The 26,331-nt window shown below is 61.0% G+C and carries 23 protein-coding genes and 2 pseudogenes; 6 read left to right on the forward strand and 19 right to left on the reverse strand.

Annotation, left to right across the window (positions count from 1 at the left end):
* Nucleotides 1–158: 158 nt before the first annotated feature.
* On the forward strand, nt 159–1,487 hold the full coding sequence (gene telA / locus F3H58_RS03850; protein WP_149741249.1) for a telomere resolvase TelA: 1,329 nt from the start codon (nt 159–161) through the stop codon (nt 1,485–1,487).
* A gap of 99 nt (nt 1,488–1,586) precedes the next feature.
* On the opposite strand, the gene F3H58_RS03855 is transcribed toward telA, so the two are convergent.
* The 7 genes from F3H58_RS03855 to graD form a co-directional block, all read right to left on the reverse strand.
* Nucleotides 1,587–2,873 carry an MFS transporter gene (locus F3H58_RS03855; RefSeq protein ID WP_188128757.1) on the reverse strand — a complete coding sequence of 429 codons (1,287 nt, stop codon included), beginning with the start codon at nt 2,871–2,873 and terminating at the stop codon, nt 1,587–1,589.
* Nucleotides 2,874–3,089: 216 nt separating this feature from the next.
* Complete coding sequence (locus F3H58_RS03860; RefSeq protein WP_149741251.1) at nt 3,090–3,428, reverse strand: YciI family protein; 339 nt, start codon at nt 3,426–3,428, stop codon at nt 3,090–3,092.
* A complete protein-coding gene (graB, locus tag F3H58_RS03865; RefSeq protein WP_149741252.1) occupies nt 3,425–4,312 on the reverse strand; it encodes a hydroxyquinol 1,2-dioxygenase in 888 nt (295 codons plus the stop codon). The genes F3H58_RS03860 and graB overlap by 4 nt, the downstream gene beginning before the upstream one ends.
* 12 nt (nt 4,313–4,324) lie before the next feature.
* Nucleotides 4,325–5,380 (reverse strand): maleylacetate reductase, encoded by a 1,056-nt coding sequence (locus tag F3H58_RS03870; protein WP_149741253.1) that lies wholly within the window; start codon nt 5,378–5,380, stop codon nt 4,325–4,327.
* Nucleotides 5,381–5,383: 3 nt separating this feature from the next.
* Complete coding sequence (gene tsdA, locus F3H58_RS03875) at nt 5,384–6,367, reverse strand: gamma-resorcylate decarboxylase (RefSeq protein ID WP_059755140.1); 984 nt, start codon at nt 6,365–6,367, stop codon at nt 5,384–5,386.
* Between the two features lie 46 nt (nt 6,368–6,413).
* Entirely contained in the window at nt 6,414–7,643 is a 1,230-nt protein-coding gene (graA, locus tag F3H58_RS03880; RefSeq protein WP_149741254.1) for an FADH(2)-dependent resorcinol hydroxylase oxygenase component, read from the reverse strand.
* Between the two features lie 79 nt (nt 7,644–7,722).
* On the reverse strand, nt 7,723–8,262 hold the full coding sequence (graD, locus tag F3H58_RS03885; RefSeq protein ID WP_149741255.1) for an FADH(2)-dependent resorcinol hydroxylase reductase component: 540 nt from the start codon (nt 8,260–8,262) through the stop codon (nt 7,723–7,725).
* 206 nt (nt 8,263–8,468) lie between these two features.
* Here graD and F3H58_RS03890 point away from each other — a divergent pair, with 206 nt between their 5' ends.
* The gene (locus tag F3H58_RS03890) at nt 8,469–8,900 is read left to right on the forward strand and encodes a MarR family winged helix-turn-helix transcriptional regulator (RefSeq protein ID WP_004433168.1); all 432 of its coding nucleotides are present in this window, start codon (nt 8,469–8,471) and stop codon (nt 8,898–8,900) included.
* Nucleotides 8,901–8,920: 20 nt separating this feature from the next.
* On the opposite strand, the pseudogene F3H58_RS27795 reads toward F3H58_RS03890, so the two are convergent.
* The 3 genes and pseudogenes from F3H58_RS27795 to F3H58_RS03905 all read right to left on the reverse strand — a co-directional run.
* Nucleotides 8,921–9,264: pseudogene (locus F3H58_RS27795) on the reverse strand (sensor histidine kinase); the annotation flags it as partial.
* A pseudogene (locus F3H58_RS03900) lies at nt 9,264–9,479 on the reverse strand (response regulator); the annotation flags it as partial. The pseudogenes F3H58_RS03900 and F3H58_RS27795, both read right to left, overlap by 1 nt.
* A 160-nt stretch (nt 9,480–9,639) precedes the next feature.
* Nucleotides 9,640–10,281, reverse strand: coding sequence for a TetR/AcrR family transcriptional regulator (locus F3H58_RS03905; protein ID WP_188128758.1), 642 nt, complete (start codon nt 10,279–10,281; stop codon nt 9,640–9,642).
* A 141-nt stretch (nt 10,282–10,422) separates the two neighbouring features.
* Between F3H58_RS03905 and F3H58_RS03910 the strand changes: the two genes are divergently transcribed.
* A complete protein-coding gene (locus F3H58_RS03910; protein ID WP_149741256.1) occupies nt 10,423–12,459 on the forward strand; it encodes an NADH:flavin oxidoreductase in 2,037 nt (678 codons plus the stop codon).
* Between the two features lie 75 nt (nt 12,460–12,534).
* Here F3H58_RS03910 and F3H58_RS03915 read toward each other — a convergent pair whose 3' ends face one another.
* From F3H58_RS03915 to F3H58_RS03930, 4 genes are all read right to left on the reverse strand, one after another.
* Nucleotides 12,535–13,596 carry an ABC transporter ATP-binding protein gene (locus F3H58_RS03915; RefSeq protein WP_149741257.1) on the reverse strand — a complete coding sequence of 354 codons (1,062 nt, stop codon included), beginning with the start codon at nt 13,594–13,596 and terminating at the stop codon, nt 12,535–12,537.
* Nucleotides 13,593–15,824: an ABC transporter permease gene (locus F3H58_RS03920; RefSeq protein WP_149741258.1), complete on the reverse strand. Its 2,232-nt coding sequence runs from the start codon at nt 15,822–15,824 to the stop codon at nt 13,593–13,595. The genes F3H58_RS03915 and F3H58_RS03920 overlap by 4 nt, the downstream gene beginning before the upstream one ends.
* A gap of 85 nt (nt 15,825–15,909) precedes the next feature.
* Complete coding sequence (locus F3H58_RS03925; RefSeq protein WP_020810392.1) at nt 15,910–16,935, reverse strand: ABC transporter substrate-binding protein; 1,026 nt, start codon at nt 16,933–16,935, stop codon at nt 15,910–15,912.
* A 112-nt stretch (nt 16,936–17,047) separates the two neighbouring features.
* Nucleotides 17,048–18,076 carry an ABC transporter substrate-binding protein gene (locus F3H58_RS03930; protein WP_502706410.1) on the reverse strand — a complete coding sequence of 343 codons (1,029 nt, stop codon included), beginning with the start codon at nt 18,074–18,076 and terminating at the stop codon, nt 17,048–17,050.
* Between the two features lie 208 nt (nt 18,077–18,284).
* On the opposite strand from F3H58_RS03930, the gene F3H58_RS03935 reads away from it, so the two are divergent.
* Nucleotides 18,285–19,019 carry a response regulator transcription factor gene (locus tag F3H58_RS03935; protein ID WP_149741259.1) on the forward strand — a complete coding sequence of 245 codons (735 nt, stop codon included), beginning with the start codon at nt 18,285–18,287 and terminating at the stop codon, nt 19,017–19,019.
* A 1,346-nt stretch (nt 19,020–20,365) separates the two neighbouring features.
* Here the strand turns inward: F3H58_RS03935 and F3H58_RS27700 are convergent.
* Complete coding sequence (locus F3H58_RS27700) at nt 20,366–20,665, reverse strand: roadblock/LC7 domain-containing protein (protein WP_353619344.1); 300 nt, start codon at nt 20,663–20,665, stop codon at nt 20,366–20,368.
* Between the two features lie 36 nt (nt 20,666–20,701).
* On the opposite strand from F3H58_RS27700, the gene F3H58_RS27705 reads away from it, so the two are divergent.
* On the forward strand, nt 20,702–21,121 hold the full coding sequence (locus F3H58_RS27705; RefSeq protein ID WP_353619345.1) for a sensor histidine kinase: 420 nt from the start codon (nt 20,702–20,704) through the stop codon (nt 21,119–21,121).
* On the opposite strand, the gene F3H58_RS03945 is transcribed toward F3H58_RS27705, so the two are convergent.
* Nucleotides 21,118–22,452, reverse strand: a complete 1,335-nt coding sequence (locus tag F3H58_RS03945) for an aspartate aminotransferase family protein (RefSeq protein WP_149741261.1) — start codon at nt 22,450–22,452, stop codon at nt 21,118–21,120. The genes F3H58_RS27705 and F3H58_RS03945 overlap by 4 nt on opposite strands.
* Before the next feature lie 103 nt (nt 22,453–22,555).
* On the opposite strand from F3H58_RS03945, the gene F3H58_RS03950 reads away from it, so the two are divergent.
* Complete coding sequence (locus F3H58_RS03950) at nt 22,556–23,404, forward strand: LysR family transcriptional regulator (protein ID WP_188128759.1); 849 nt, start codon at nt 22,556–22,558, stop codon at nt 23,402–23,404.
* 62 nt (nt 23,405–23,466) lie between these two features.
* Here the strand turns inward: F3H58_RS03950 and F3H58_RS03955 are convergent, their stop codons facing one another.
* The 3 genes from F3H58_RS03955 to F3H58_RS03965 all read right to left on the reverse strand — a co-directional run bounded on the left by F3H58_RS03955 (nt 23,467) and on the right by F3H58_RS03965 (nt 26,266).
* The gene (locus F3H58_RS03955) at nt 23,467–24,168 is read right to left on the reverse strand and encodes a L,D-transpeptidase (RefSeq protein ID WP_286169022.1); all 702 of its coding nucleotides are present in this window, start codon (nt 24,166–24,168) and stop codon (nt 23,467–23,469) included.
* A gap of 80 nt (nt 24,169–24,248) precedes the next feature.
* Nucleotides 24,249–25,607, reverse strand: coding sequence for an ATP-binding protein (locus F3H58_RS03960; protein WP_149741263.1), 1,359 nt, complete (start codon nt 25,605–25,607; stop codon nt 24,249–24,251).
* Nucleotides 25,607–26,266 (reverse strand): response regulator, encoded by a 660-nt coding sequence (locus F3H58_RS03965; protein WP_065656201.1) that lies wholly within the window; start codon nt 26,264–26,266, stop codon nt 25,607–25,609. Before F3H58_RS03965 ends, F3H58_RS03960 begins: the two co-directional genes overlap by 1 nt.
* Nucleotides 26,267–26,331: the final 65 nt, after the last annotated feature.

The raw sequence follows: 26,331 nt of genomic DNA on the forward strand, positions 1-26,331 counted from the left end.
ATGCTTCTTCGCGTCGCAGCCGTGCTTGCGGAATCGCTTAAACTATTATTCAAAAGAAACCGGCCTGCAGTGGATGTTCATCACATTTCCGCAACCGTGCTGCTGTTGATCGCCAACCATGGATTTTATATTTCCGGACGGGTTCAGGGAGCCGCCGCATGCCCGCTTCAAAGCGAAAGACGAAAACACCAGTCCTCGTGGAACGCATCGATCATTTCGTCGGCCAGGTCAAAGAGGCGATGAAGAGCGATGACACGCTCCGCAACAGAAAAATCCGCGATCTGTGGGATGCCGAGGTCCGCTACCATTTCGACAATGGCCGCACCGAAAAGACGCTCGAACTCTACATCATGAAATATCGCAATGCGCTGAAGGCCGAGTTCGGCGTCAAGAGCACGCCGCTTGCCATCTGCAACATGAAGAAGCTGCGCGAGCGGCTGAACACCTATATTGCGCGCGCCGACTATACGAAAACCGGCGTGGCGACCTCCATCGTCGAAAAAATCGAACGGGCGGAGTTCAATACCGCCGGTCGCAAGCCGACCGTTCTGCTGCGCATCGCGGATTTCATTTCGGCGATGAACGGCATGGGAACGAAAGAAGAGATGCAGACCCTGTGGAATGCTGAAATCAGCACCATGAAGGGCAGAGCCCAGACCACGATCATCTCCTACATCACCAAATATCGTAACGCCATCCGCGAGGCCTTCGGCGACGACCACCCGATGCTGAAGATCGCCACTGGCGATGCCGCGATGTATGACGATGCACGCCGGGTGAAGATGGAGAAGATCGCCAGAAAACACGGCGCGCTGATCACCTTCGAGAATTATCGGCAGGTTCTGAAGATTTGCGCCGATAAGCTCCTGTCCGCCGATCCCCTGATGATCGGCATCGGCCTGATCGGCATGACAGGACGCCGCCCCTACGAGGTCTTCACCCAGGCCGAATTTTCGCCGGCCCCCTATGGCAAGGGCGTCTCCAAATGGAGCCTCCTGTTCAACGGCCAGGCCAAGACGAAACAGGGCGAAGGAACGAAATTCGGGATTACCTATGAAATCCCGGTGCTTGCCCGCTCGGAAACCATTCTGGCCGCCTATAGGCGCCTGCGCGAAAGCGGACAGGGAAAATTGTGGCATGGCATGTCGATCGACGATTTTTCGTCAGAAACCCGCCTGCTGCTCCGGGACACGGTTTTTAACCTATTCGAGGATCTCTGGCCGAAGGAGGAGCTGCCCAAGCCCTATGGCCTCCGGCACCTCTATGCCGAGGTGGCCTTTCACAATTTCGCGCCGCCGCATGTGACCAAGAACAGCTACTTCGCCGCCATTCTCGGACATAACAACAACGACCTCGAAACGTCGCTGTCCTATATGACCTATACACTGCCGGAAGATCGCGACGATGCGCTGGCGCGGGCCAAGCGCGTCAACGAACGGACGTTGCAGCAGATGGCGACAATCGCGCCGGTATCCCGCAAGGCGTGATGCGTTAAAGTCATTTTCCGGGCGTAAAACCGCTCGGCAGCTTTGCCGGAGATGCGCCGGCCGCGGATTTCAGTTCTCCGCGGCCAGCCGTTTCATTCATCAAACCCGCGCGTCACCGGAGGTGCGGTAAAGCAGGGTCAATACCGTCAGCATCAGCCCCACAAGTGCGACCGAGCCGAAAATGTAGAAATTCCACTCGGGCGCCAGACCCCGCTGCAGCACGAGGCCGCCAATCATCGGACCGGCAATGCCGCCTAGCCGCCCAACCGCCAGCGAAAAACCGAGACCCGTGCCGCGAATATGAACGGGGTAGAGCCTTCCGACCAGAACATTGGCGAGAATCTGCGTGCCGATGGTGCCCGCGCCCGCAAGGGCGACGAAGGCATAAAGAAGCGGACCCTTGTTCACCGTTAGGGCGAAGATCGAGGCGGCGCCGATGGCAAACAGGATCGCTACGACCACCTTGACGTTGCCCTTATCCGCAAACCGACCGCCGATGAGGATGCCGATCGCGGCCCCGACATTGAGCATGACGGAAAAGCTGAGCGCCGAGCTGATATCATAACCCATCTTGTTCATGATGGTGGGCAGCCAGTTGACCATGCCGAAGGTGAGAAGCAGCGAGCAGAAGTGGATGCCCCAGGCATTCAGCGTCGAGAGCAGCCGGCCTTCCGAGAACAGCGCGCCGACACCGCCCTTTTGAATTTTCGCATGCGGCACGATGCGTTGCAGACCGTAGCTGTCGCAAATGCCGTCAGCCTCCGCCTGCCGGCCCTTGCTTGCCAGCCATTCGGGCGATTCCGGCAGGAAACGCATGAAGATCGGCAGAAGAATAAGCGGCAGGCCGCCGATCAGCATCAGGGGCCGCCAGCCATAGGCCTCCAGAAGGAGAATGCCCATGACGCCGGAAATGATGCCACCTATAAGATAACCGAGGAAAGACAGGGAATTGGCCTGCGCCCTGCGATGCGGCGGCGAAAATTCCAGCACCAGCGCGGTGACCGTCGGCAACAGCGCGCCAAGCCCGAGACCCGCGAAGAAGCGCGTGATTTCGAAGGCGAGAAAATTCGGCGTCATGGCCGAGGCGATCATCATCGCCGAAAAGCCGGCGAGACTGAGAAGAACCACCTTCCGGCGGCCGATGCGGTCGGCCATGGTGCCGGCAAAAAGCGCGCCCAGCAGCATGCCTACCAGCGTCAGCGCGGCGGCGCGCCCGACCATGGCCGGGTTGAGCGCCCATGCGCCTTCTTTCAAGAGTGCAGGTGCGACGGCGCCGTAAACGACGAGATCGTAACCGTCAAACATGATCATCAGGCCGCATGTCGCGATAACGCCGGCCGGGTTCTTCGTCCGCGCTGACGCGGCGCTCAGGTAATTCGTGGACATGTTCCTCCCTTTCACGCATGAACGCGCCATCCGGTATGGATAAGCGTCTCCCGTTCCTGCGATATCCTCCGTGAGTGCCCGGCGTGCTCCACACTGATATGTGCCCTGCTCCTGTCAAGGACATATCGCCAGCATCCCGTCTTCGATTAAATGTTGCATTTGCAAAAATTGCAAATGAAATATTAACAAATGCCAGGCGCACCGCGCCGACGAAATTCAGCCAGGCTCCAGCCCTGAAATAGTCGACAACGTCGGCGTCCAGCTCAAAATATGAATGCGGTTATAAACACCGTGAATGACGAATGGATCGGCATCGCTGAAGGCGATGACGTCTTCGATCGAGCGCGCCTGCGCAATAATGAGGGCGGCGGATGGGCCGTCGGCAACCGCGCTCATCGGGCCGGAGACAAGAATCTTGAACCCTTCCGCCATCGCCTCGCCATTGCGCAGATGGGCCTTGTGAGCCTCTATCTGCGCCGCCCGTTGTGCGGCCGCACCGGGATCGCTTTCGGCGAAACGCACGTAAAGCCGGGTTCGGTCGCTCCCGCCGCTCATCGGGCGAGCACGAAATCGTGGTTCACCGACCAGAACCAGTCGCCGATGAAACCCAGGTCCCGCGCCTTCTGCGCATCATCCACCCGCTGGAAATCGGCGAGCAGACTTTCTTTTACGCCGAAGACCGCATCCGAACGGATATAGGGATCGTCGGGATCGAAGATATGAGTGACGAGCGTGGTGAAGCCTTCGGCCGAAACGATATAGTGCAGATGCGCCGGCCGGTAGGGATGCCGCCCCATGGCGCGCAGCAGCTGCCCGACCGGACCGTCATCCGGGATCGGATAATATTTCGGCTTGGCGGCCCGGAACCAGTAGCGCCCGTCCTCGCCGGTGATAAAGACGCCGCGCAGGTTGAAATCGGGCTGGATGCCCTTCTGCTGCACGTCATAAAAACCTTCGTCATTGGCCTGCCAGACATCGATGCGTGCGCCGGCGACCGGCGCGCCGTGTGTATCGAGGATGCGGCCGGTGACCACCATATCCTCACCCTTGCCATCGAGGCAGATATTCGCACCCATCGGCATTTCCGGCGCATCCGCGACATGGAAGGGGCCGAGAACGGTCGATTCCGACGCGCCGCTCGGCTTGCGATGGTTGATGGCGTCGACCAGCATGGAGACGCCGAGAATATCGGAAAACAGGATCCACTCCTGCCGCCACTCATTGCAGATCTGGCCGACCTCGGTGAGAAAATGGATGGCCTTCATCCACTCCTCCTCGGTCGGTTCGATTTCCTTCACCGCCTCATGCAGCTTGCGCGTCACCACCGCCATGATTTCCTTCAGACGCGGATCGTCACAGTCGCGCATCCGGGCGATCACGGTTTCAGCCGAACGTTCCTCGACGAAGTAACCGTCATCATTGCTTATCTTCATATCCATCGTCTCCTCCCATCACTCCGGCCGCGCGCCGTCGAGGGCGCGTTGCAAAAGGTCGCGGATCGCAGTTTTTTCGATTGGCCGCGGGCACCAGTAAGGATTGGCCGTTGCAAGCTCCGCCATGCGGTCGAGATCGTCCGACCGGACCCCGAGAGCGGCAAGGCTCGACGGCGCGCCGAGCCGGGCGGCAAAATCGTAGAGCCCCGTCCCTGCCCTGCCGCCCACTAGAGAAGCAAGCGGCGCAAGCAGATCCGGCACCGCCTGTTCCACATAGGCGATGGTATGCGGCAGAAGCACCGCATGGGTTTCCGCGTGCGGCAGATCGAGACTGCCGCCCAGCGTGTGGCAAAGCTTGTGATGCAGCGACATGCCGACGGCACCGAGCACCGTACCGCACAGCCACCCACCATAAAGCGCGATCTCGCGCGCCTTGACATCCTGCGGCGCAGCCTTCACGCGGGGAAGCGCCTCGATCATCGCCCGCAATCCCTCAACCGCCATCAGGCTGGCGATGGGATTGCGGTCCTGCGCGTAAAGCGCCTCCGCCGCGTGCGCCATGGCGTTCAGCCCGCTCGTCATGCTGATGGCGACCGGCAATCCAAGCGTCAGTTCCGCATCGTAAATCACCACTTCCGGCAGGATTTCCGGCCCGCGTATGGTGGTCTTCACCCCGTTTTCCGTCTGGCCGAGAATGGGCGTCACCTCGGAGCCGGCATAGGTGGTCGGGATGACGATCTGCGCCGCATCGGTGCGCAGCGCAATGGCCTTGCCGAGACCGGTGGTGGAGCCGCCGCCGAGCGCTACGATGCAATCCGCTCCGGTGGTGCGATAGACTTCGACCGCGTTTTTCGTAAGCTCAACCGGCGTATGCATGGCCGCATCGCAGAAGACACCCACGGCAAGCCGGCCGAGCCGGGCGGCAAGCGCCTCCGCGTCGCCCTTCTGCTGCGGCGTGGAAAGCACCAGCGCCCGCGACAGGCCAAGGCGGCGGATTTCCTCCGCCACGCCCGCCGAGCTGCCCGCGCCGAAGACGATGCGCGCGGGCGCGGCCATATAGACGAACGGCTGCATGGTTCAACGCCCGTCGAGCTTGAACAGGCGGCGCGCATTGGTGCGGCCGATCTTCACCCGGTCCGCCTCGGCGATGGTCGTCGCGTTGAACCAGTCGGAGGCGTGGTCGATATTCTCGAAGGGCCAGTCCGTGGAAAACAGGATGCGATCCGCACCGATTTCCAGAATCGCGTCGATCAGCGTCTGGGTGCGGAAATTGCCCGAGGTGGTGATGTGGAAATTCTCGTTGAAATAATCCACGAAACGGCGCTTGGCCGGATAACGCGGCGGCAGCTTTACCCAGGCATTACGGTGGTCGATGCGCCACATCATGTATGGCAGGCCCTCGCCCATATGGCCGAGGATGATGTTGAGGCGCGGATGTTCGTCGAACAGGCCGGACGCCATCAGGCGCAACGCGTGCACGGCCGTTTCCTGCGCGAAAGCCCAGGTGGGGCCAAGCAGCCAGGGATGGCCGTCATAGATGCGCGAATCCTGCGGCAGCGGGTTGCGCGGATGCAGGTAGAAGGGCACGTCGAGCTTTTCCACCTCGCCCCAGAATGGGCGATATTGCGGCAGGTCGTAATAAAGCGGCGTCTGGCCATCGCCCTCCTGGCTGAAGCCGTTGACGAGCGCGCCGACGAAACCGAGATCGTTGACGCAGCGCTGAAGCTCCTGCGTCGCCGCGTCAGGGTCCTGCAATGGCAGGGCTGCGAAGGCAAGGAAGCGATCCGGCCGCCTGGCGCATTCTTCGGCGAGGACGTCGTTCGCCCGCCGCGCGATCTCGATCGCCTTCTTCCTGTCGGGAATGGCCTGCACCGCCGGCGCGTTCAGCGACAGGATCATGGTTTCGATGCCATGCGCATCCATCAGCTTCAGGCGCGTATCCTGAATGTCGAGCAGGCGGTGCTGCAATTCCTTCCAGTAATCGCCGGGTACGAACCCGGCCGAATCCTGAAGCGTTTCCGGGATTGCGAAATGCTCCTCGAGAGCGACCTTGCCTTGCATGTGGTTTCCTCCGAATTCACTCTTTGATTTGCCGCCCGAGAGGCGATCAATATTGGCCCTTGGGTTCGAGCCCGAGCATGCTCTGGCCGATCATGGTGCCCACGGCGTCCCAGTTCATGCTGATATGGCGGCCGACCGCATTCGCATCCCGCCAAGCCCGTTGCACCGGGTTGGAAAGATCGAGCCCGACGCCGCCGGTAGAATCGTTGAGCGCCTGCACGGCGCGCAGGGCGAGAGACACCGCAAAGGACTGGCCGCGACGGCTGAGAAGACGGTCGTCCACCGTAAATTCCGCCCGGCCTTCGATCCTTGCCTGCGAGAGCGCCTGTGCGCGGGCAACATCGCGCAGCAATATTTCGCAAGCCGCATCGACGCTCGCCGCTGCTTCCGCGACGCGCAACTGGATGGTCGGAAATTCGGCCATGCGATTATTGCCGCCCGCCACCGCACCGCGCGTCACCCGGCCGCCGACATGATCGACGTAAGCCGCAAGCGCGCCCCTGGCCGCGCCCACGCCTGCCGCCGCGAGACAGGAGGGAATGCCGGTCAGCAGCGGCATGTTGAACAGGCCTTCCTCGGCATAATATTTTCCACCGGGCGTCTTTCCGCTGGTGGCGTCCGGAAAGGTCAGAACCCGATGTCCGGGAACGAAGACATCGTCGAGAACGAGCGTCTTGGAACCCGTGCCGGCCAGCCCCACCACATGCCAGGTATCTTCAATGGTATATTCGCTCGCGGGAACGAGCAGGAAGGCCGGAACCGGCTTGCCCTCGCCCTCCGGCGGCAGAATGGCGGCGCAGAGAGACCATTGCGCATTCTCGCAGCCCGAGGCGAAAGCCCATTTGCCGCTGAGGCGATAACCACCGTCGGCAAGCTCCGCCATCTTTACGGGCGCATAGGAACCGCACAGCAGTGCATCGGGGTTTTCGCCCCAGACATCGGCCTGCGCCTCTTCCGGAAACATCGCCAGCAGCCATTGATGGGCCGACAGCAGGCCGGCGACCCAGCCGGTCGACGCACAGGCGGCCGAAAGCTCGATATTGGCCTCGACCAGCTCGGCGAAATCGCCGCCCTTGCCACCGAAAGCGCGGGGTTTGACGATATCGAAATAACCGATGCCACGAAGCGCCTCGATGTGGCTGGCCGGAACGCGCCGGGCCTCCTCCGTCTGCCGGGCGCTCGCCCGGAAAAGATCGGCTATGCCGGTAACGCGGCTTGCGAGGCGGGCACGCGGGTTCGTTTGCGCCGGCAGCGGCGCATGGCTCATATCGTTCATGATTGTCTCCTTCCGGGCGTTACTGGCCGGACGTTGCTGGCCGGCGGTTATCCCACGGGAATTGTCTGGGCGGTAATGATCAGGCGGGCAGGCTCGCGGGGCTTGCGGCGCAATATTGGGCGTTTTCGTAAAGCAGCGGCCGCGTCGTCTCGCTGACATCGGCCGAAACCACCTGGCCGATAAAGACGGTATGGGTTCCGTAAGGCATGGCAGCAACCCGGCGGCAGGCGATGGCGGCATGGGCCGTGGGCAGATAGAGAACACCATTGCCATGGCGCTGCCATTGACCGTCGCGGAAACGATCTTCCGGCGGCACCTTGCCGCTAAAGGCATCCGAGAGGACCATCTGGTCCTGCGTCAGCACGTTGACGATGAAATCCGGCCGGCACAGCAGCAATTCATGCAGCAAGGTGCGATTGTTCAGGCAAACCAGCAGGGACGGCGGCTCCATCGAGACCGAAGTGACGGCCGTGACCGTCATGCCGTGATCGCGCTGATCACCGGAAGCACAGGCCGTGATAACCGTCACAGTCGCCGGAAAACGACGCATCGTTGAACGGAAATTCTGACCGACGCCTTCAGGCGCAAGGCTGCTCAGGCCAAACAATGCTGATGTCATGAGATCCTCCCAAATCCTGCATTCTTATTTATTTGCATTTGCAACGTTTGTCAATGCAAATGTTGTTTGTCATTTTTTGTGCAGGAGAGAACGCCGCATTCCCCCGTCTTATGGGGCGAAGCTATTGAAACGGATGGATTGTGCCGGTACAGCCGATAGGCGCACATCAGCATCTGCGCAGATGGTTCTCAAACGGGGATTTGCTCGTGTCTTATCAATTCACCGACTCGGTACCCTACCTGCTCAACTGGGTGGGCGTTCGGCTTGGCGAGCGCTTTTCGGTAAGACTGGCCTCCTATGACATCACCCTGCCGATGTATCGCGTGCTGGCGACGCTGCGGCAGCAGGAGAGCAAGACGCTGACCGAGCTTTCGGACATGGTGTCGGTGGAGATTTCCACGCTGTCCCGGCTTGTGGGGCTGATGGTCCGGCGTAACCTCGTCAGCCGCGAGCGGCCGCTCGACAATGCGCGCATCGTGCGCATCACCCTCACCCCGAAGGGCGAGGAACTGGCCGATGAACTCATGCCCATCGCCGCCATGTTCGAAAAAACCGCAATCGAAGGCCTCGACCCGGCCGAAGTGAAACTCTTCAAAAGCATACTGCGCCATATCGGCCGCAACATTGCCGGCCTCTGATACCGATAACCGGCGAACTAGCGCCCGGCGGCTGTATTGCGGTTTTCACGGTGGCGCGTAGCGTTCCGGCCACCTCCAGACGCGCACGGTCAAAACTCTGGGGAAATACCGCCGACAGGGCAGGCCCCGGGACAGCGCCATATTGCAATACGATGTCATTGGCGTCGTGCACCACAAACCAGAGATTCGGATAGCGCCGTTCAAGTTCCGCCAGCTCCGGCGTCGCCGGAAGTTGCGGCCTGCCCTGTCCATCCTTCGTCACGCTCTCCGCGACGATACGGGCAGCCTCTTCATTCGCACCTTCGAGCCGCGGATCGATGATCCGCATCCAGCCGATGAGAAGGATGACAAAAAGGACGAGCAGGAATGCCTGCTCCGCCGAAGCGAAGCCACCAGGTTCAGCCCCTCGCCATCGGGAAGGCGGCGATCCAGAACCAGAACATCGTAAGACCCGTCCTGCGCAAGGGCGTCAGCATCGCTGATGGTGCTGACATGATCGGCAAGCACATCGCGCCGGCGCAGGGCTTCAAGAAGCGCGCGCGCCATTTCGGGTTCATCCTCAAGAAGCAAGATTCGCAATGACTTCCCCCGGAAATGGATTCCTGCCATCCCCACCACTGGTCGAGAAATGTTGCAGCTACATTGCAGGACGGCGGGCAGACAAATCGTCTTCTACCACCTTGCAGCACATAATCCGACGGCATTGCGTGCGTTTTACGCTGACCTCACTCTAGAAATGTCACGGTTGCGCCGTTGCAGGCCTGTACCCATGCCTCGCATAAAATCGGTCAAGCTCACGCTGCTGCGGCATCTCACCGGTATAGATGGCGATATAGTCCGGAATCCTCTGCATCCGCACCGCCACATCTTCCTCGGACTGCATGGAAATGTAGCCGATCTGCACCAGATAGGTGGTCCGGGCACGCACATCCGCCGTGTTTTCATTGTGGCCGAACCGCACGAACATGCGGGAAAGCGCCGCCATTCTCATCTCGTCGGCCTTGCGAACCTCCGCAAGAATCTCGTCGGACTGAAGGGCCCAGCTTCGAACGGCGAATTCAAATCTGCTGTCGAAAAGCGCGGGATCCAGCCAGCAGTCGAAAACATTCAGCATGGCTTCGGCCAGCGTCTCGGCATAGGCTTCGGATTGCCGGACGATGCTTCCGGTATTTTTTTCCCGCCAGCGGGTGACAAGCGCAGCCAGCAATTCTTCCCGGTCCCTGAAGAACCAGTAGAAGCTCGTGCGCGACAGATTTAGCTTTTTCGCCAATGGTAGGATTTTGACGGAATCCACCCCCGATTCCAGCAAAGCCTGATAGGCGGCCTCAAGCCACCCCTCCTGCGATCCACGCCAGCCGGTGTCGTTCAATGTCGCTTCCATGACGCGTTCGTAGCAAATCGGTCTCTTCGCGACAAGCGGTATGTACACCCATGTCAAAAGGAAAGACAATTGTGTTTTGTAAATTGACATAAGTGTACATTCCCGCTTAGCCTTGAGACAGAAACCCTTTTGGAGCAGGCTATGTCGAGCGATCCCCTTCTTCAGCCCTACCAGCTAAAACACCTCACACTGCGCAACCGCATCATCGTCACCTCGCACGAACCCGCCTATCCCGAGGATGGCATGCCGAAAGGGCGTTACCGCGCCTACACGGTGGAGCGGGCGAAGGGCGGCGTTGCGCTCACAATGACGGCCGGCTCCGCCGCTGTCTCCAGGGACAGCCCGCCCGTCTTCAACAACCTGCTCGCCTACAAGGATGAAATCGTCCCGTGGATCCGGGAAATGACCGACGCCGTGCATGAACAGGGCGCGGCCATCATGATCCAGCTCACGCATCTCGGCCGCCGCACCCGTTGGGACAAGGGCGACTGGCTGCCGATCCTTGCGCCGTCCCATCACCGCGAAGCGGCGCATCGGGCTTTTCCCAAGAAGATCGAGGACTGGGATATCGAGCGTATCATCAAGGACTTCGCCGACGCCGCCGAACGCATGAAGGCGGGCGGAATGGACGGGGTGGAGCTGGAAGCCTATGGCCATCTCATCGACCAGTTCGTCTCGCCACTGACCAACGAACTGGACGGCCCCTATGGCGGCCCGCTTGAAAACCGCATGCGTTTCTGTCTCGACGTTTTCAGGGCGATGCGCGAACGTGTGGGCGACGATTTCATCCTCGGTGTCCGCTACACCGCCGACGAATGTCTTGAGGGCGGCACCGGGAAGGCAGAAGGCATCGAAATCGCCAGACGCCTGAAGGACAGCGGCCTGATCGATTATCTCAATGTCATCAGGGGCCATATCGACACCGACCCGGGCCTGACCGACGTCATCCCCATTCAGGGCATGGCCAATGCACCGCATCTCGATTTCGCCGGTGAAATCCGCGCCGCGACCAGCTTCCCGACATTCCACGCCGCCAAGATCCCCGATGTCGCCACCGCCCGCCACGCCATCGCCGCGGGCAAGGTGGACATGGTGGGCATGACCCGCGCCCACATGACCGATCCGCATATCGTGCGCAAGATCATGGAAAAACGCGAGGACGATATTCGCCCCTGCGTGGGCGCCAATTATTGTCTAGACCGCATCTATCAGGGCGGTCTCGCCTTCTGCATTCACAATGCGGCAACGGGTCGTGAGGAAACCATGCCGCACGAGATACCCAAAGCGGCGGAACGCCGGAAGGTGGTGATCGTCGGCGCCGGACCGGCCGGGCTCGAGGCCGCGCGCGTCTGTGCCGAACGCGGCCATGAGGTCGTCGTGTTCGAGGCCGCCAACAATCCCGGCGGCCAGATCCGGCTGACGGCGCAAAGCGAACGCCGCCGGGAGATGATCAGCATCATCGACTGGCGCATGAGCCAGTGCGAGAGACTGGGCGTTACCTTTCACTTCAACAACTGGGCCGAAGCGGACACGGTTCTTTCGGAGAACCCTGACGTGGTCATCATCGCCACCGGCGGCTTGCCGCATACCGATGTACTTTCCAGCGGCAACGATCTCGTCGTCTCGGCATGGGATATCATTTCAGGAGACGTCAAGCCGGGAACGAATGTGCTGGTTTTCGACGATGCCGGCGATCATGCCGGTCTGCAAGCCGCCGAATTCCTCGCAAAAGCCGGGGCGAAAGTGGAAATCATGACGCCCGACCGCGCCTTCGCCCCGGAAGTCATGGCCATGAACCTCGTTCCCTATATGCGCTCGCTGCAAAAACGCGATGTGACTTTCACCGTTACCTACCGGCTGGAAGCGGCGGAAAGAAACGGCAACCAGCTCATTGCCCATGTCGGCAGCGATTATGGCGGCGTGACAAAATCGAGAACCGTCGACCAGATCGTCGTCAACCATGGCACGATCCCGCTGGACGACCTTTATTTCGAACTCAAACCCGGTTCGAAAAACCTCGGGGAAATCTCCTACGATGCCCTGCTTGCAGGAGCCGCCCAAGCAGTCGAGCGCAACCCGGAAGGCGCCTACCGGCTCTTCCGGATCGGCGATGCGGTCGCCGCACGCAATACCCATGCGGCAATCTACGATGCGCTTCGTCTGGCGAAGGATATTTGAGGCTGGCGTTCCCGACGGACAGAGGCAGAACAAATCTGCCTCTGTCGCGATAGGAATGCGTGATCGGCGGCGGCTTCAAGCCTGAATCAAGGCAATGCCCCTGTTCTTGAACCCCAGCGTCACATCGCTCGCCGCCGGCAGGCTTGTCTCCACGGCATGGTCGACGATGAAAAGCGTACCGATATCGGTTTCCACCTCATATTCGACGTGACCGCCGAGATAGGCGCTGTGCAGCACCCGTCCGGCAAGCCCCTGCCCGCCCGGTTGTCCGATGGAAATCGAGCCGGGGCGGACCGCAAGCTCGGCGGGACCCGGCCGGGCGTTGCGGGCCGCGACCCGATGATCGATCCCCCCGACGCGGATCAGCGCATCGGCGCCCTCAACGCCAATGACCTCGCAACCGACAACATTCGCTTCGCCCATGAAATCGGCGATGAAGGCGGAGGCCGGGGCCTCGTAAAGATCGCGCGGCGCACCCGACTGGGCGATCTCGCCATCCTTCATCACGATGATCCGATCGGAAACAGCCAGCGCCTCATCCTGATCATGCGTCACGTAAACCGCGGTGAAACCCAACCGCTGCTGCAATTCGCGGATTTCGGTGCGGACCCGGCGGCGAAGGCGGGCATCGAGGTTGGAAAGCGGCTCATCCAGCAGCAGCACCTGCGGCTCGAGCACCAGAGCGCGGGCAACCGCGACGCGCTGCTGCTGGCCGCCGGAAAGTTCGGCAGGCAGGCGGTGGCCCATGCCGGCAAGGCCGACGAGCTTCAGCCCCTCTTCCGCCCTTTCCCGCGCTTCCGCCTTGCGCAGCCCGGAGGATTGCAGGCCATAGGCGACATTGTCGAGCGCCGTCATATGCGGGAAAAGCGCATAGGACTGGAAGACCATCGAGACATCGCGTTCATTGGCCGGCAGCATGGTCACATCCTTGTCGCCGATGAGGATGCGGCCCGAGGTCGGATGCTCGAGGCCCGCCAGCATGCGCAGCGTCGTCGTCTTGCCGCAGCCGGAGGGACCGAGCAGGGTGACCAGCGTGCCGGGCTCGATGGTGAGCGACAGGTCGGGAATGGCGGTGAAGGCGCCGAAGGTCTTGCGGACATTCTGAAAGGTAACGGAGCCGGGCTTTACGGAAATCATGCGGTTTTCTCCTGAGCGAGAGGAACGGAGGAAGCGGATGGCAGGCCGGCGACGCGGTTTTCGCGCCGCAGGCGGCGCTCGCCGACAATGAGCTGGAAGCCTGTGATGACGGTGATCATCACCACGATCAGCATGGAGGAATAGGCAATCGCCACCCCATATTCGCCGTTCTCGACAAGGCCGACGATATAGGAGGTCGCCATGTTGTACTCGGCGCTGACGAGGAAGATGACGGCGCTGATGGAGGTGATGGCGCGCACGAAGGAATAGACCAGTGCGGCCGTGATTGCGGGCCTCAAGAGCGGCAGGATGACCTTGCGGATGGTGCGGAAACTATTGGCCCGCAACGTCAGCGAGGCCTCGTCGAGGCTCTTGTCCAGCTGGCTCATCGCCGCAATGCCGCCACGCACGCCGACCGGCATGTTGCGGAACACGAAGCAGGCGATCAGGATCAGCGCCGAGCCGGTCATTTCCACCGGCGGCAGGTTGAAGGCCATGATGTAGCTGACGCCGATGACCGTGCCGGGAATGGCAAAGCTCATCATCAGCGCGAATTCGAACAGGTTCCGCCCGGCGAATTTCTGCCGCACGATGATATAGGCGGTCAAAAGACCGACGGCAGCGGTCAGCGGCGCGGAAACCAGTGCGATCTTCATGGTCGTCCAGAACGAGTTCCAGGCAACGCCCGTCCAGGCAATGGAGCCATTGGAGAAGCTGACGGAAAAGGCGCGGACGTAGTGGTCGAGCGTCAGGGAATTGTCGAGACCCCATGTCTTCACGAAACCGCCCACAAGGATCATGCCATAAACAACGATGGTGAAGACCATCCACGGCACGACGACGGCGTGGACGCCAATGGACAGGCCGCGCGGCAGCGCGATATGCGCGCCACTGTCACCCTTGCCGGTCACCGTCGCGAAATTCTTGCCTGCCAGCCAGAAACGCTGGGCAAGGAAGGCCGAAAGCGTGAAGCACAGGAGGATGATCGCCAGAACCGCGGCGCGGGACGGATCATTCTGCGAGCCGACGACCGCAAAGAAGATTTCCGTCGACAGCACGCCATGGGTGCCGCCAAGCACCAGCGGATTGCCGAAATCCGCCATGCTCTCGATAAAGCCGATGAGGAAGGCATTGGCGAGACCGGGTTTCATCAGTGGCAGCGACACCCGCCAGAAGGTGCGCCAGCGGTCGGCGCGCAGCGTTTGCGAAGCCTCTTCCATCGACGGGCTGACGCCTTCAACCACGCCGATCAGCACCAGGAACGAGATGGGCGTGAAGGACAGAACCTGCGCGATCCAGATACCGGTCATGCCATAAAGCCAGCGGCCCGGTTCGATGCCGAAGAGATAGGAAAGCCATTCGGTGACGACACCGGCGCGACCGAAAAGCAGCGTCAGGGCAAGGCCGATGACAAAAGGCGGCGTGATGATCGGCAGAACGGTGAGAAGCCGCAGGCCTTTCTTGAAGGGAAAGCGGGTGCGGGTGGCGATCAGCGCGAAGCCGAGACCGAGCACGGTCGAGCCGAAGGCCGTCATCAGCGCCAGAAACAGCGTCCGCCAGGCAACGCCGCAACGCTCTTCACCCATCACGCAGCCAAGGCTCCAGATGCCGGGATCCTTGATATTGCGGATAAAGCCATCGGCATTGAAGGAGCCGTCGAAATCCTGAACGGAGGCGATCAGCATGCTGCCAATCGGATAAAAGACAAAAACCGTGACGAGGAAAACCAGAACGGAAATGGCGCCGACGACGAAGGCGTCGCCTTTCATGACGCCGCGCTCGGCAAGACCGAAGGCGAAAAGCAGCACGAAGACGAACGAGATGACGACGGCACCGGCACCCATGGAGGGCTGGCCATCGGCAAGCATGCCGAAGAGGTTTTCGCTCACCGTCCAGCTCCAGCCGCTAAAGCCGATGGCCAGCCCCTGTAAGGCGAGGAAAACGAGCCCGGCAGCGCCGATGACGGCAAGCAGCCCGCCGCGCCGCATCGGATCGCCTACAGGCCGGACAAGGCATGCGGCGAGGAAAAAGATAGCAACGCCGACCAGCCATGGCTTTCCATAGGACAGAATCTGCAGCACACCGGGCGCATTGCTGGCCGACGAGAAAAATCCGGAAAGCCAGTGGAAGCTGAAAAAGCCGCCTTCGATGCGGTACCAGGGAAGAAGAATGAGGGCAAAAGCCCCAAGCGCCAGGACGATGTCCAGCCTGCGATTGCCACGTGTCATGGCCGACCTCGCTTGTTTCATGCCGATGAAAGAGTGGCGGACACCCCGGCTTAAAAAGCCGGGATGCCTGTCGCCGGAGTTAAGATCAGTTGGCGACCGCACCGACCTCACGGTCCCAGCGCTCCAGAAGCGCCTTGCGCTTGGCCGGATCGCCATAGGTCTTGAAGTCGTAGTCGATGAGCTTGATGTCTTCGAACTTCGGCGCTTCCTTCGGCACTTCCGCCGTCTTGTTGGAGGGAAGCTGGAAGGACTTGGCATCCTTCATGCGCGACTGCACTTCCGGCTTCAGCGCCCAGTCGTACCAGGCCTTCGCATTGTCGAGATTGCGGGCGCCCTTGATGATCGACATGGAGCCGATTTCATAACCTGTGCCTTCGCAGGGCGCGATGGACTTGACCGGGAAGCCTTCCGCGGTCTGCGCCACCGCATCATGCATGAAGACGATACCGAGCGCCGTTTCGCCGCGCGCCGCCGCCTTGACCGGTGCCGAGCCGGATTTGGTATATTGCGAAATATTGGCGTTGAGCTTCTTCAGATAATCAATCGCCTGATCTTCGCCCATGATCTGCACCAGCGAGGCAAGCGCCGTATAGGCGGTGCCGGACGAATTCGGATTGGCGATCTGGATTTCGCCCTTCAGTTCCGGCGCCAGCAGGTCGGCCCAGCACTTCGGCTCCTTGTAACCCTTGGACTTGAAGATTTCGGTGTTGTAGCCCCAGCCCAGCGCGCCGGCATAAACGCCGACAGTCCTGTAGCCGGTGCTTTCCGCCTGCTTCACGGCCCAGTCCTGCAACTGGTCCAGCATCGGCGACTTGTATTCGAGCGTCAGGTTCTCGGACGCCGCCTGCATGTGCGGATCGCCGGTGCCGGCCCACCAGATGTCCGTCTTCGGGTTGCGGGCTTCCGCGCGGACCTTGGCATAGGTCTCGCCCGAAGACAGGCGCACCATATTGACCTTGATGTCGTGTGACTTTTCAAAATCGCCCTTCATCTGTTCGCAGATGACGACATCGGCCGAGCAGATCAGGTTCAGTTCGCCCGCCGCCTGCGCGGAAACGGCGCTCAGTGCCGTGCCGGCAAAAAGCAGGGTGGAGAGTATCGTCAGTCGCATGGTTATCCTCCTGTAGCTTGCGTCTGAATTCCTGGGCCGCGCGCAGACATGGCGCTGCCGATCGCGGCGCCTTGCGGCGCGCGCTGTCTTTTTCGGGATGTGGGTTTTGGCCCTACTGGGTCTGACTCGGGTGGATTTCGCTGTCGAAGCGGCTCAATAACCGACTTCGCTCTTCCGGCTGTCCGAAGGTGGCGAAGTCGTAATCCACCATCTTGATCATCGATATGTCAGGTGCGGTCAGCGGCAATGTCGCCCGGGCGTTGGAAGGCACCTGGTTCTGGCCGGCCGCGGCCCCGGTCGCCTGCCCTTCCGGGCTCAGCGCAAATTCCACGAAATCCTGCGCAAGGGCCGTATTGCGGTTGCCCTTGACGATGCTGACCGCCCCGATCTCGTAACCGGTGCCCTCGCAGGGGGCGACGATCACCAGCGGAAACCCTTCGATCTTCTGGGTCACGGCATCATGCATGAAGGAAATTCCGATCAAGACCTCGCCCCGCGCCGCCGTCTTCACCGGTGCAGCACCCACCTTGGTATAGCCCACGACGTTCTGGTTGAGCTTCGTCATGAACCCGAAAGCTTCCTCCTCGCCAAACAGCTGGACGAGGGTGGCCAGCATGGTGAAGGCCGTGCCTGAATAGTTCGGATTGCCGGTCAGGATATGGCCGCGATAGACATCCTTCGCCAGATCCTTCCAGCAGGTCGGCGCCGGCAGATTGTTCTTCGCAAGCAGTTCCGAATTATAGGCAAAGCCCAGCGCGCCGGCATAAATTCCCGCAGACCGCGATCCAGACATCACCGAGAAATTCTGCGCCCAGGGCAGCAAATCCTGCTGGTGGGCGGGACGGTATTCATCCAGCAACCCTTCAGACCCCGCCTGCAAATGGGTATCGCCAGTGCCGCCCCACCAGACATCGACAGTGGGATGGGATCGTTCGGCACGAATCTGGTCGAGAATTTCGCCGGTGCTCTTGCGCACCATCGAAATCTCGAGACCGGCCCTGGCTTCGAAAGCCCGCTGCATGGTCACGCACCAGGCCTCGTCGACGCCGCAAAGGACGTTCAACTTCGGCTCGGCCATGCCATGCCCTGCGCCGCACAGCCATAAAGCCATGCTCGCCGCAAGTGCGGTCAATGCTTTCAATTAAGCCTCCCTGCCCGGAACCTCCCCGTTCCAGTCTCCACCTACAGCATGTCACATCCTGTCCGCACCGCAATCGAAGAATGGTTACCAATCTTTCACCGCACCGCCGAACAAGATTACAGATATTACAATTATGACAGGGGCGATAACCAGCGAGCCTTTGAAGATCGTCGCCGCCGCGCCTATGATGATGGCGGGAGGAAGTGCAGTGCTTAATCAGAAGGTTCGCATTCTGATCGTCGAGGACGATCCGGATATGGCCGAGCTCATCTCGGACCTCATCGAGGCGGAGGGCTGGCTGCCCACCTGCGCGCGCTCCGCCGAGGAGGCGGACGAGATATTGGCGAGGGACAGGATGCAGCTTGTGCTGGTCGATCACAATCTGCCGGGCACGTCCGGACGCACCTTCGCCCAGCGGCTGCGCAGCCAGATCGACATCGGCATCGTCATGGTCACCGCCGCCGGCAGCGCCGCCGACCGGGTTCTCGGTCTGGAAACAGCCGCCGACGATTATGTGGTCAAACCCTTCGAACCCATCGAACTCACAGCCCGGATCAAGGCCGTACTGCGCCGAACGATCCCTTCGCTGAGACAGGAGAAGGACAGCGATCATGGGCGCGGGGCGCTTCGCCTTGGCGACTGGGCAATCGATCTCGATGCACGCCGCGCCGTTTGCCTCGCGGACCGTAGCCGGACACTGACCACCGCCGAATTCGCGCTTCTGGAAATACTGGCGGAAACACCCAACCAGCCCGTCAGCCGCTCCCAGATTCTCGACAGGCTGGGTTCGGAGAGCGACCGCTACATCGACAGAAATGTCGATGTGCTGGTGCTGCGGCTCAGACGCAAGATCGAGATCAATCCCGACCTGCCGCGCCATATCAAGACGCGCCGCGGCAAGGGTTATGTGCTTCACACCGATGAGGGCGAGCTTTCCCCGTGATCAGCCGCTCCTTCCTTTCCTCCATCGCCTTTCGCCTGCCCTTTGCGATTGTCTTTACCTGCCTCCTCGTCTTCAGCCTTTCCGCCATCGCCATTTATGGCCTGCAGCGCGCCCGCGATGAAATGGCCGCCTATGGGTTGCAGGCCTTTTCAAGCCTCGCCAAGGCGTCGCTGGTCTCGAGGCAGGTCTCCGATCTCGTCTCCAGCGCACCGTTCCTGATGAACGCCGCCTCGCCCTATCGTGTTTCCAGCGAAAGCCGCTCGGTGGTCCAGCAGGTCGATATTTTGCTTAAAATGACAGGACCGGACAGCGGTGAGCGGATTACCCGTGGCTTTGCCAGCGAACGCATCGTCGAACTCCTTCAGATCATCCGGGAACAAACGCTCGATCTTGCGAAGGATGCCGATGCGGCACAGGGTCACAAGGCGGAAGCCGCAGCGGCGCTGGGTGAAATCGCCACCGGTCAGGGCATCCTCGATCCGGAACTGCGCCGGCGAATGAACGGAATCGTACAGGCCGCATCCGCATCCGACAGCCTTTTCCAGCTTGGCGAACTGCGCCGCCGTTACGTGGCGGAAACGACGGCACGTCAGCAGGGCTATCCCGGCGAGCGCCTGCCCATGGCCGAGTTGCAGCCCTATGAGCGGGTCTTCAAAGCCCAGAGCCGTTACCTTCTGGAAATGTTCGCGATCCGCGCGTCGGTCTCCCGCCTACACACCGTCTCGCGGGATCTTTCCCATGTGACTGAAACCCAGGGCGACGCGGTTGCGCGCAGCCTGAACGAAGACCTGATTTCGACTTCCGATGCCCTCAACCGGCTGCTGATCATTGTCGCCGTCGCCTCGCTTCTGGTTCTCATCGTGGCGATCTTCTCGATCCGCTCGGTAATGCGTGTCTCGCGCGGGATCGTGACGCTCTCCAATGGCATGAACGCCCTCGCCAAGGGAGATAAGGATGTCGGCCCGCCCTCCTATACCGGTCCCGAGACGGAGTTGATCCGGCTGCTCGATGCGTTTCGCGCCTTCCATGACAGCGTCGACCGCGTCTCGCGCCTCAGGCGCACGGCCGAAGCGGCAGCCCGCACCATCCGCTCGACCTTCCGCACCATGAATGAGGGAATTGCGCTGTTCGATCCGGCCGGCCGGCCCATCACCATGAACCGCCGCATCATCGAACTCGTCGGACGCTCCGGCTCGTCGCGAAAACTGCCGCTTCGGAGGTTTGTCGAACCGATCCCGGAAATCGACCCGGCCCTGCTGCCCTTCGATGCAGAGCCTGGGGAATTGCTCGACCGCGCAGTCCTGCGCCATCGCACCGACGATCAGCGGGTGATCGAAGTATCGATGTCACGCCAGCCGGATGGCGGCATCGTGCTGCTCGCCCGCGATGTGACCGCTCTCGATCGTCAGGAAGCGGAAGCCGTCAAAGCCCAGAGACTTGATGGCATCATGCGCATGACCCATCAGGTCAGCCATGAGGTGGGCAACATGATCGGCATCATCACCGGCAGTCTTGGACTTTTGGAGCGGGAAGCCGGTTTCAACGATCGCCAGAAGCGGCACATCGCCCGCATCCGCAAGGCGGCGGACCGCGGCCGGTCTCTGGCCAGCAGCATGCTTACCATCGGCAGCCAGCAGCCGATTCATCCAAGCGTCATCAATGTCGCAAGCCTGCTGCGCGGCATGGCCGATATTCTCGAAATCGCCGTCGGCCCCAAATGCCGGATCGCGCTCGATATCGAGGGCGATCTTCCCTCGATACCGCTGGACCCGGCCCTTTTCGAACAATCCATCCTCAATCTCTGCCTGAACGCCGCAGCCGCCATGCCCGATGGCGGCCTGATTTCAATCGAGGCCGCCTCCGGCAAAGATACGCTGGTGATCGCCGTCACCGACGAGGGCATCGGCATGACGCCGGAGGCCGTGGACAAGGCCTTCGAGCCCTATTTCACCACGCGGGGCGACCATGGCGGTGCAGGTCTCGGCCTCGCCATGGTTTACGGGTTCGTGCGCCAGAGCGGCGGCGAAGCGCATATCAGTTCCAGACCCGGCGAAGGCGCAAGGGTTGAACTGACTTTCCCGGCAAATGCCGGCCACACCTAGCGGGCAAGCTGTGCGGATTCGATCGAATCCGCCAGTATCTCCAGCCCAAGGTCGATCTCCGAATCCGATACCGTCAGCGCCGGCGCAATGCGGAAGACGCCGCCCATGCCGGGCAGCTTGACGATGTTCATGCTGAGGCCACGCAACATCGCCTCCTGCATGATGCGCGCACCGAGTTCGAAACCCGGGGCTTTCGTATGCCGGTCGGCGACGACTTCAAGTCCGAGCAAAAGCCCGCGCCCGCGCACGTCTCCAACGCATTCGAACCGCTGCTGCAGCGAGAGCAGCCCCTCCTTCAAACGGTTCCCGCGGGCAATCGCCTGTTCCACCAGCCCATCTCGCGCCACTACATCGAGAACCGTCACGCCGACAGCGGCCGGCAGGGGATCGGAAACATGTGTCGTATAGAACAGGAAACCCCTCTCGAAGGCCTTCTGTTCGACCTCCGCGCTCGTCATCACCGCCGCAAGCGGCAGGCCGGCGCCGAGCGTCTTCGACAGCGTCATGATATCGGGCGTCACACCGTCCCGCTGGAAGGCGAACATATGCCCGGTCCGGCCAACACCGGTCTGGGCTTCATCGAGAATGAGCAGCATGCCGCGCTCCTCGCACTTTTTCTTTAGCGCAGCGAGATAACCGACCGGCAGTTCGAGGATACCGCCGCTCGACAGGATCGGCTCGGCAATGAAGGCGGCAAGATTGCCGGTCGACTGGCGATCGATCAGTTCGAAAGCATCGTCGAGCTCCGCCTTCCAGTCATTCGATCCATCGGGATTCTTGAAACGCGGACGATAGGCATTCGGCGCGGGAATGACGAGTGAGCCGGCCGTGGCCGGGCCATACCCCCTGCGGCCGGCGCTGTAGGTAGCGGAGGCCGCAGCGCCTGTCATGCCGTGCCAGCTCTGTGCAAAAGCGACGATCTCATGCCCGCCGGTCACAAGCTTCGCCATGCGGATCGCCGCCTCGTTGGATTCAGCCCCGGTGGTCAGCAATTGCACGCGATCGAGACCCGGCGCAAGCGCCGCCAGCCGCGCTGCCAGGTCGACGACCGGGCGCGACAACATGCCGGAAAAGAGATGGGCGACCGATGCCATCTGCCGGTTGACGGTGGCGACGATATCAGGATGGGTATGCCCGAGCAAAGCGCTCATCTGGCCGGAGGTGAAATCGAGAATGGCGCGCCCATCCGCATCGTAGACGAAACTTCCCTCAGCCCGTTCGACGATGATCTCCTCGAAGGCCGGTCCGTAGCGGGTCAGATGTTTATTGGCGGCCTCCCAGAAAGCCGGTTCGTCATTGAGCGAGGCGAAGTTCTTCGCAAGCTTGTCCATGGCACATTCCCCAAGAGTTTATCTTGCCGAAACATAACAACCCATTGCCACCTCAGTCCAATTGATAGTATTTTACTCCGATATTGATAATTTTGATATCGCCATGCTCGACCTTACGCTGCTGAAGAACTTTATCATTGTCGCTCGCGCCAGCTCCATCAGCGTCGCCGCAGCGCAGATCGGACGCACCCAATCCGCGCTCAGCACCCAGATGCAGCGGCTGGAAGAGCTGGTCGGCCATACCCTGCTGCAGCGAACGGGTTCTGGAGTGCGCGTAACTGCGGCGGGCGAGAGATTGCTTGCCCATGCCAGCGCCCTGCTTGCCCGGCATGATGAAATCCTTGCCGATATGGGCGAGGTGACGCTGCAGGGAACCGTGAGCCTTGGCTGCCCTGAAGATTATTCCATCGCCTTCCTGCCGGAACTGCTGAGAGGCTTCTTCGGCACTTACCCGAAAGTCGATCTGCGCATGGTCTGTGCGCCCACGACGGAACTGCGCCCCCTCCTGCAACGCCGCCAGATCGACATGGCGCTGGTTTCGCAATCCGATCCGGATCACCGCGACGTGCTCCGCAGGGAAAGCTTCGTCTGGGTGGCGGACAGGCCGGAGCCGGATCTCATCACCAAGGATGTGCTGCCGCTGGCGCTCTCCGCGCCGGTGACGCTGGATCACCGCGCGGCATGCGACGCCATGGAAGCCGCCAATCGCCGCTACCGCGTCGCCTTCGCCAGCAACAGCCTTTCCGGCCTCATCGCAATCGCGCGCTCCGGGCACGCCATCAGCGTGCTGACAAGGACAGCCGTTCCAGCTGACCTCCATATCGTCAAAAGCGGGCTACCACCCCTGCCGACGATCGGCATTTCCATCGAGTTTGCCGATACGCAGACATCTTCGGCAGCCAGGGCGCTGGGCAATCACATCCGCACCGTTCTTCCCGGTCTCAGCCTGTAGCGTCAGGTTAATCCGGGCTTCGGAGTGACTGGAACTTCGCCAGACTATCAAGCGGCTCCACGCTATCCTTGTACAACGATCCGGGCACCGGGCTTTACCCGGTTGTAGAGGTCGATGATATCCTGATTCAAAAGACGAATGCAGCCGGCCGATACAGCCTTGCCGATTGAGCCTGGATCATTCGTGCCGTGAACACGATAGTATGTGTCCCTGCCATCCTTATGCATATAAAGCGCTCGGGCACCCATCGGGTTCGATGGGCCGCCATCGACTCCATCCTTGTTCGGGCCGTAATGCGCGGGGTTCCTTGCGACCATCTCAGGTGTTGGGATCCACCGAGGCCAGGCAGCTTTTCTCGCAATAATCGCGTCGCCACCATCGAAGGCGCGCGCGACAGGGCCGACACCAACGGCATATCGGATCGCCTTATTGCCGGGTTGAATCAGATAAAGGAAACGTGCTCGTTGATCGACGATGATCGTACCGGGCTTTTCATCCGTGGCATAGCTTACGACCTGCCGCACAAAGTCAGGATTCATTTTTCCGGTATTAACGCCGGCAATATGAAAACCGGCATCCGTCTTTTCGCCATACATAAGCATCGGGTCGGTTCCGATTGGGGCTGCCCCCCGATCTTCGACACGCTCATTGGAAGGGCGCGGCGTAGCGCCGGGAATACGGTCGGCATTGCTTGCGCAAGCGGTGAGGAAGATTGTCAACGCGACGGCCATCGGCCTGCGAGGAGAAACAATTGGACGAATCATGGGAGCCTGCTGGAATTGGTTGGAGCCTATAAAACTTGGCTGAAGCTCCAACCTTAAGGCTGCCTTAAACGCTAGTCCGGTCACTCCTGCGGCAGAATGAGCGCCACGACGAAACCGGAATCACCCTGACGAAAATCAAGTTCCCCGCCGAGCTTTCGCATCGCCATGTCGACAATCGCCAGGCCAAGGCCGCTGCCTTCGCCATGGGCCGAATGTCCTCGCTTGAACCGCTCCCTGGCAGTCTCCTGATCTTCCGGATTTATGCCCTGCCCTTGATCCGTCACGTCGATTTCGACCTTGGGACCGTTCTTCAGTGCACAAATCTCAACGCTTGAGCCTTCCGGCGAATACTGAATCGCATTCTCGATGACGTTGCGCAGGGCCAGACGCAGGAGATTGACGTTTCTCAAGGTCACCATTTCATCCGGTTGCATGCGAAGCTTCACGGAGATGCCACGCCTGCTGCTCTGGGCTTCAAGATCGGACCGAATGTCCTCCATTATCCCTGCGAGCCGCACCGTCTCGATCCCGTCGCAGCGATCCGCCGAATCGACGAGCGCCAGGTCGATAAGCTGGCGGACAAGACGCCCGGTCCGGTCAACGCTCGTCGAAATATGCGCCAGCGCCTTGTCTCGAACGTTATCCTCCTTACTCCGCAGCGCCACCTGAGCCTGGGTCTTCAATCCGGCAAGCGGAGTCTTCAACTCGTGGGCGGCATAGGCGATAAACGTCTTCTCACGCTCACGGGCTGCCTCCACCCGCAGGAAGAGGGAGTTCAGCGATCTGAGCAATGGCTTGATTTCGCTGGGCGTGTCCCTGTTTTCTATGGCGTGCAGTTCATCCGCAGACCTCAACCCCAGTGACATGGCGATCCTGTTGAGCGGTCCCAGCCCCTGTCCAACACTCAGCCAGATCAGCACCGCAAGGATCGGCAAAATGGCAATGGCCGGAACGAGCTGCCCCTTGACCACATCGGCAACCAGCCTGTCGCGTATCTCCAGACTGTCGCCCACAAGAACACGGGCATTGAGGTTCGGATTCACAACCGCAAAGACACGCCAGCGGACACCATCGACAATGGTTTCGCTAAACCCGTCGCTATTGTCTGTGAGCGATTCACGCGGCGCACTTTCCGACCGGCTGACGAGTTGCCCCTGAAGCGACCAGATCTGGCAGGAGAGCTGCCGTCGGTAGTCCCCCTGGAGATCGAACGGCGAGGCGGCGTCAGTGGCTTTCGTGTCGTCCACGGCGGCAGCCACATCGATATGATGATCGGTGAGGAGCGAGCTGACCATGCGCGCGGCTTCCATCAGTCGCGCGTCCAGCACCCGCTCGACCTGATGCTGCACGCTGAAATAGGTCCACATGACGGCAAGCAGCCAGAGGGCTCCCGTCGTCGCCAGCAGGATCGCAAAAAGCCGCAACCGGATCGAACGCATCAGGGCATCCCCAGTCTGTAGCCAACTCCGCGCACCGTTTCGATGGCGGCACTTCCAAGTTTGGCGCGCAGCTTATGCACATGCACCTCGATCGTATTGCTCTCCACATCCTCCTGCCAGCCGTAGAGACGCTCTTCCAGTGCCTGTTTGGAGTGAATTGCCTGGGGACTTTCCATGAGCGCATGAAGGATCGAGAACTCGCGGCGCGACAGGATTACGGTCGACCCATCCCGAAGAACCTGCATCGAAGCGGGATCCAGCGTCAGCCCTCGCAGGCTGATCTGCGCACTCGCCCGCCCGGCCGCACGGCGCATGATCGCCCGCAGACGGGCGGCAACCTCATCCAGATCGAAAGGTTTGCCAAGATAATCGTCGGCACCCGCATCCAAACCGTCGATGCGGTCTCCAACCTCGTCCTTGGCCGTCAGGAGCAGGACGGGAATCCGGTTTCCACTGCGGCGCAAGCCGTTCAGGACATCCAGCCCGGAACCGTCCGGCAGCATTCGATCAAGAACGACCGCATCGAAATTATCCGTCGCCAGCGCCTCCGACGCATCGGCGGCCGTTGTCACGCCGTCCGCGACGAAGCCGCTCAGCTTCAAACCTTCCCGTAACCCGTCGAGCAGGATCGGATCATCTTCGACAATGAGAATTCGCAATCACGCCTCCGCAAGCGGTCCATCCAATTTTGCCATGCGCGCCCCAGCTTAAGCCTGCCTTAAGC

Origin of the sequence: Rhizobium sp. NFACC06-2 (assembly GCF_900101425.1) — a bacterium.
Taxonomy (GTDB): Bacteria; Pseudomonadota; Alphaproteobacteria; order Rhizobiales; family Rhizobiaceae; genus Agrobacterium; species Agrobacterium leguminum.

Excerpts from the sequence above, each read along its gene's own strand:
- graA (WP_149741254.1), bottom strand. The coding sequence starts at position 7,643 with ATGAACGATATGAGCCATGCGCCGCTGCCGGCGCAAACGAACCCGCGT.
- F3H58_RS03960 (WP_149741263.1), bottom strand. The coding sequence starts at position 25,607 with ATGCGTTCGATCCGGTTGCGGCTTTTTGCGATCCTGCTGGCGACGACG.
- F3H58_RS03915 (WP_149741257.1), bottom strand. The coding sequence starts at position 13,596 with ATGATTTCCGTAAAGCCCGGCTCCGTTACCTTTCAGAATGTCCGCAAG.
- F3H58_RS03870 (WP_149741253.1), bottom strand. The coding sequence starts at position 5,380 with ATGCAGCCGTTCGTCTATATGGCCGCGCCCGCGCGCATCGTCTTCGGC.
- F3H58_RS03860 (WP_149741251.1), bottom strand. The coding sequence starts at position 3,428 with ATGAGCGGCGGGAGCGACCGAACCCGGCTTTACGTGCGTTTCGCCGAA.
- graD (WP_149741255.1), bottom strand. The coding sequence starts at position 8,262 with ATGACATCAGCATTGTTTGGCCTGAGCAGCCTTGCGCCTGAAGGCGTC.
- F3H58_RS03945 (WP_149741261.1), bottom strand. The coding sequence starts at position 22,452 with ATGGACAAGCTTGCGAAGAACTTCGCCTCGCTCAATGACGAACCGGCT.
- F3H58_RS27705 (WP_353619345.1), top strand. The coding sequence starts at position 20,702 with ATGGCCGATATTCTCGAAATCGCCGTCGGCCCCAAATGCCGGATCGCG.
- F3H58_RS03955 (WP_286169022.1), bottom strand. The coding sequence starts at position 24,168 with ATGATTCGTCCAATTGTTTCTCCTCGCAGGCCGATGGCCGTCGCGTTG.
- F3H58_RS27700 (WP_353619344.1), bottom strand. The coding sequence starts at position 20,665 with ATGAATCGGCTGCTGGCTGCCGATGGTAAGCATGCTGCTGGCCAGAGA.
- F3H58_RS03905 (WP_188128758.1), bottom strand. The coding sequence starts at position 10,281 with ATGGAAGCGACATTGAACGACACCGGCTGGCGTGGATCGCAGGAGGGG.
- F3H58_RS03950 (WP_188128759.1), top strand. The coding sequence starts at position 22,556 with ATGCTCGACCTTACGCTGCTGAAGAACTTTATCATTGTCGCTCGCGCC.
- F3H58_RS03920 (WP_149741258.1), bottom strand. The coding sequence starts at position 15,824 with ATGACACGTGGCAATCGCAGGCTGGACATCGTCCTGGCGCTTGGGGCT.
- telA (WP_149741249.1), top strand. The coding sequence starts at position 159 with ATGCCCGCTTCAAAGCGAAAGACGAAAACACCAGTCCTCGTGGAACGC.
- graB (WP_149741252.1), bottom strand. The coding sequence starts at position 4,312 with ATGGATATGAAGATAAGCAATGATGACGGTTACTTCGTCGAGGAACGT.
- tsdA (WP_059755140.1), bottom strand. The coding sequence starts at position 6,367 with ATGCAAGGCAAGGTCGCTCTCGAGGAGCATTTCGCAATCCCGGAAACG.
- F3H58_RS03925 (WP_020810392.1), bottom strand. The coding sequence starts at position 16,935 with ATGCGACTGACGATACTCTCCACCCTGCTTTTTGCCGGCACGGCACTG.
- F3H58_RS03910 (WP_149741256.1), top strand. The coding sequence starts at position 10,423 with ATGTCGAGCGATCCCCTTCTTCAGCCCTACCAGCTAAAACACCTCACA.
- F3H58_RS03855 (WP_188128757.1), bottom strand. The coding sequence starts at position 2,873 with ATGTCCACGAATTACCTGAGCGCCGCGTCAGCGCGGACGAAGAACCCG.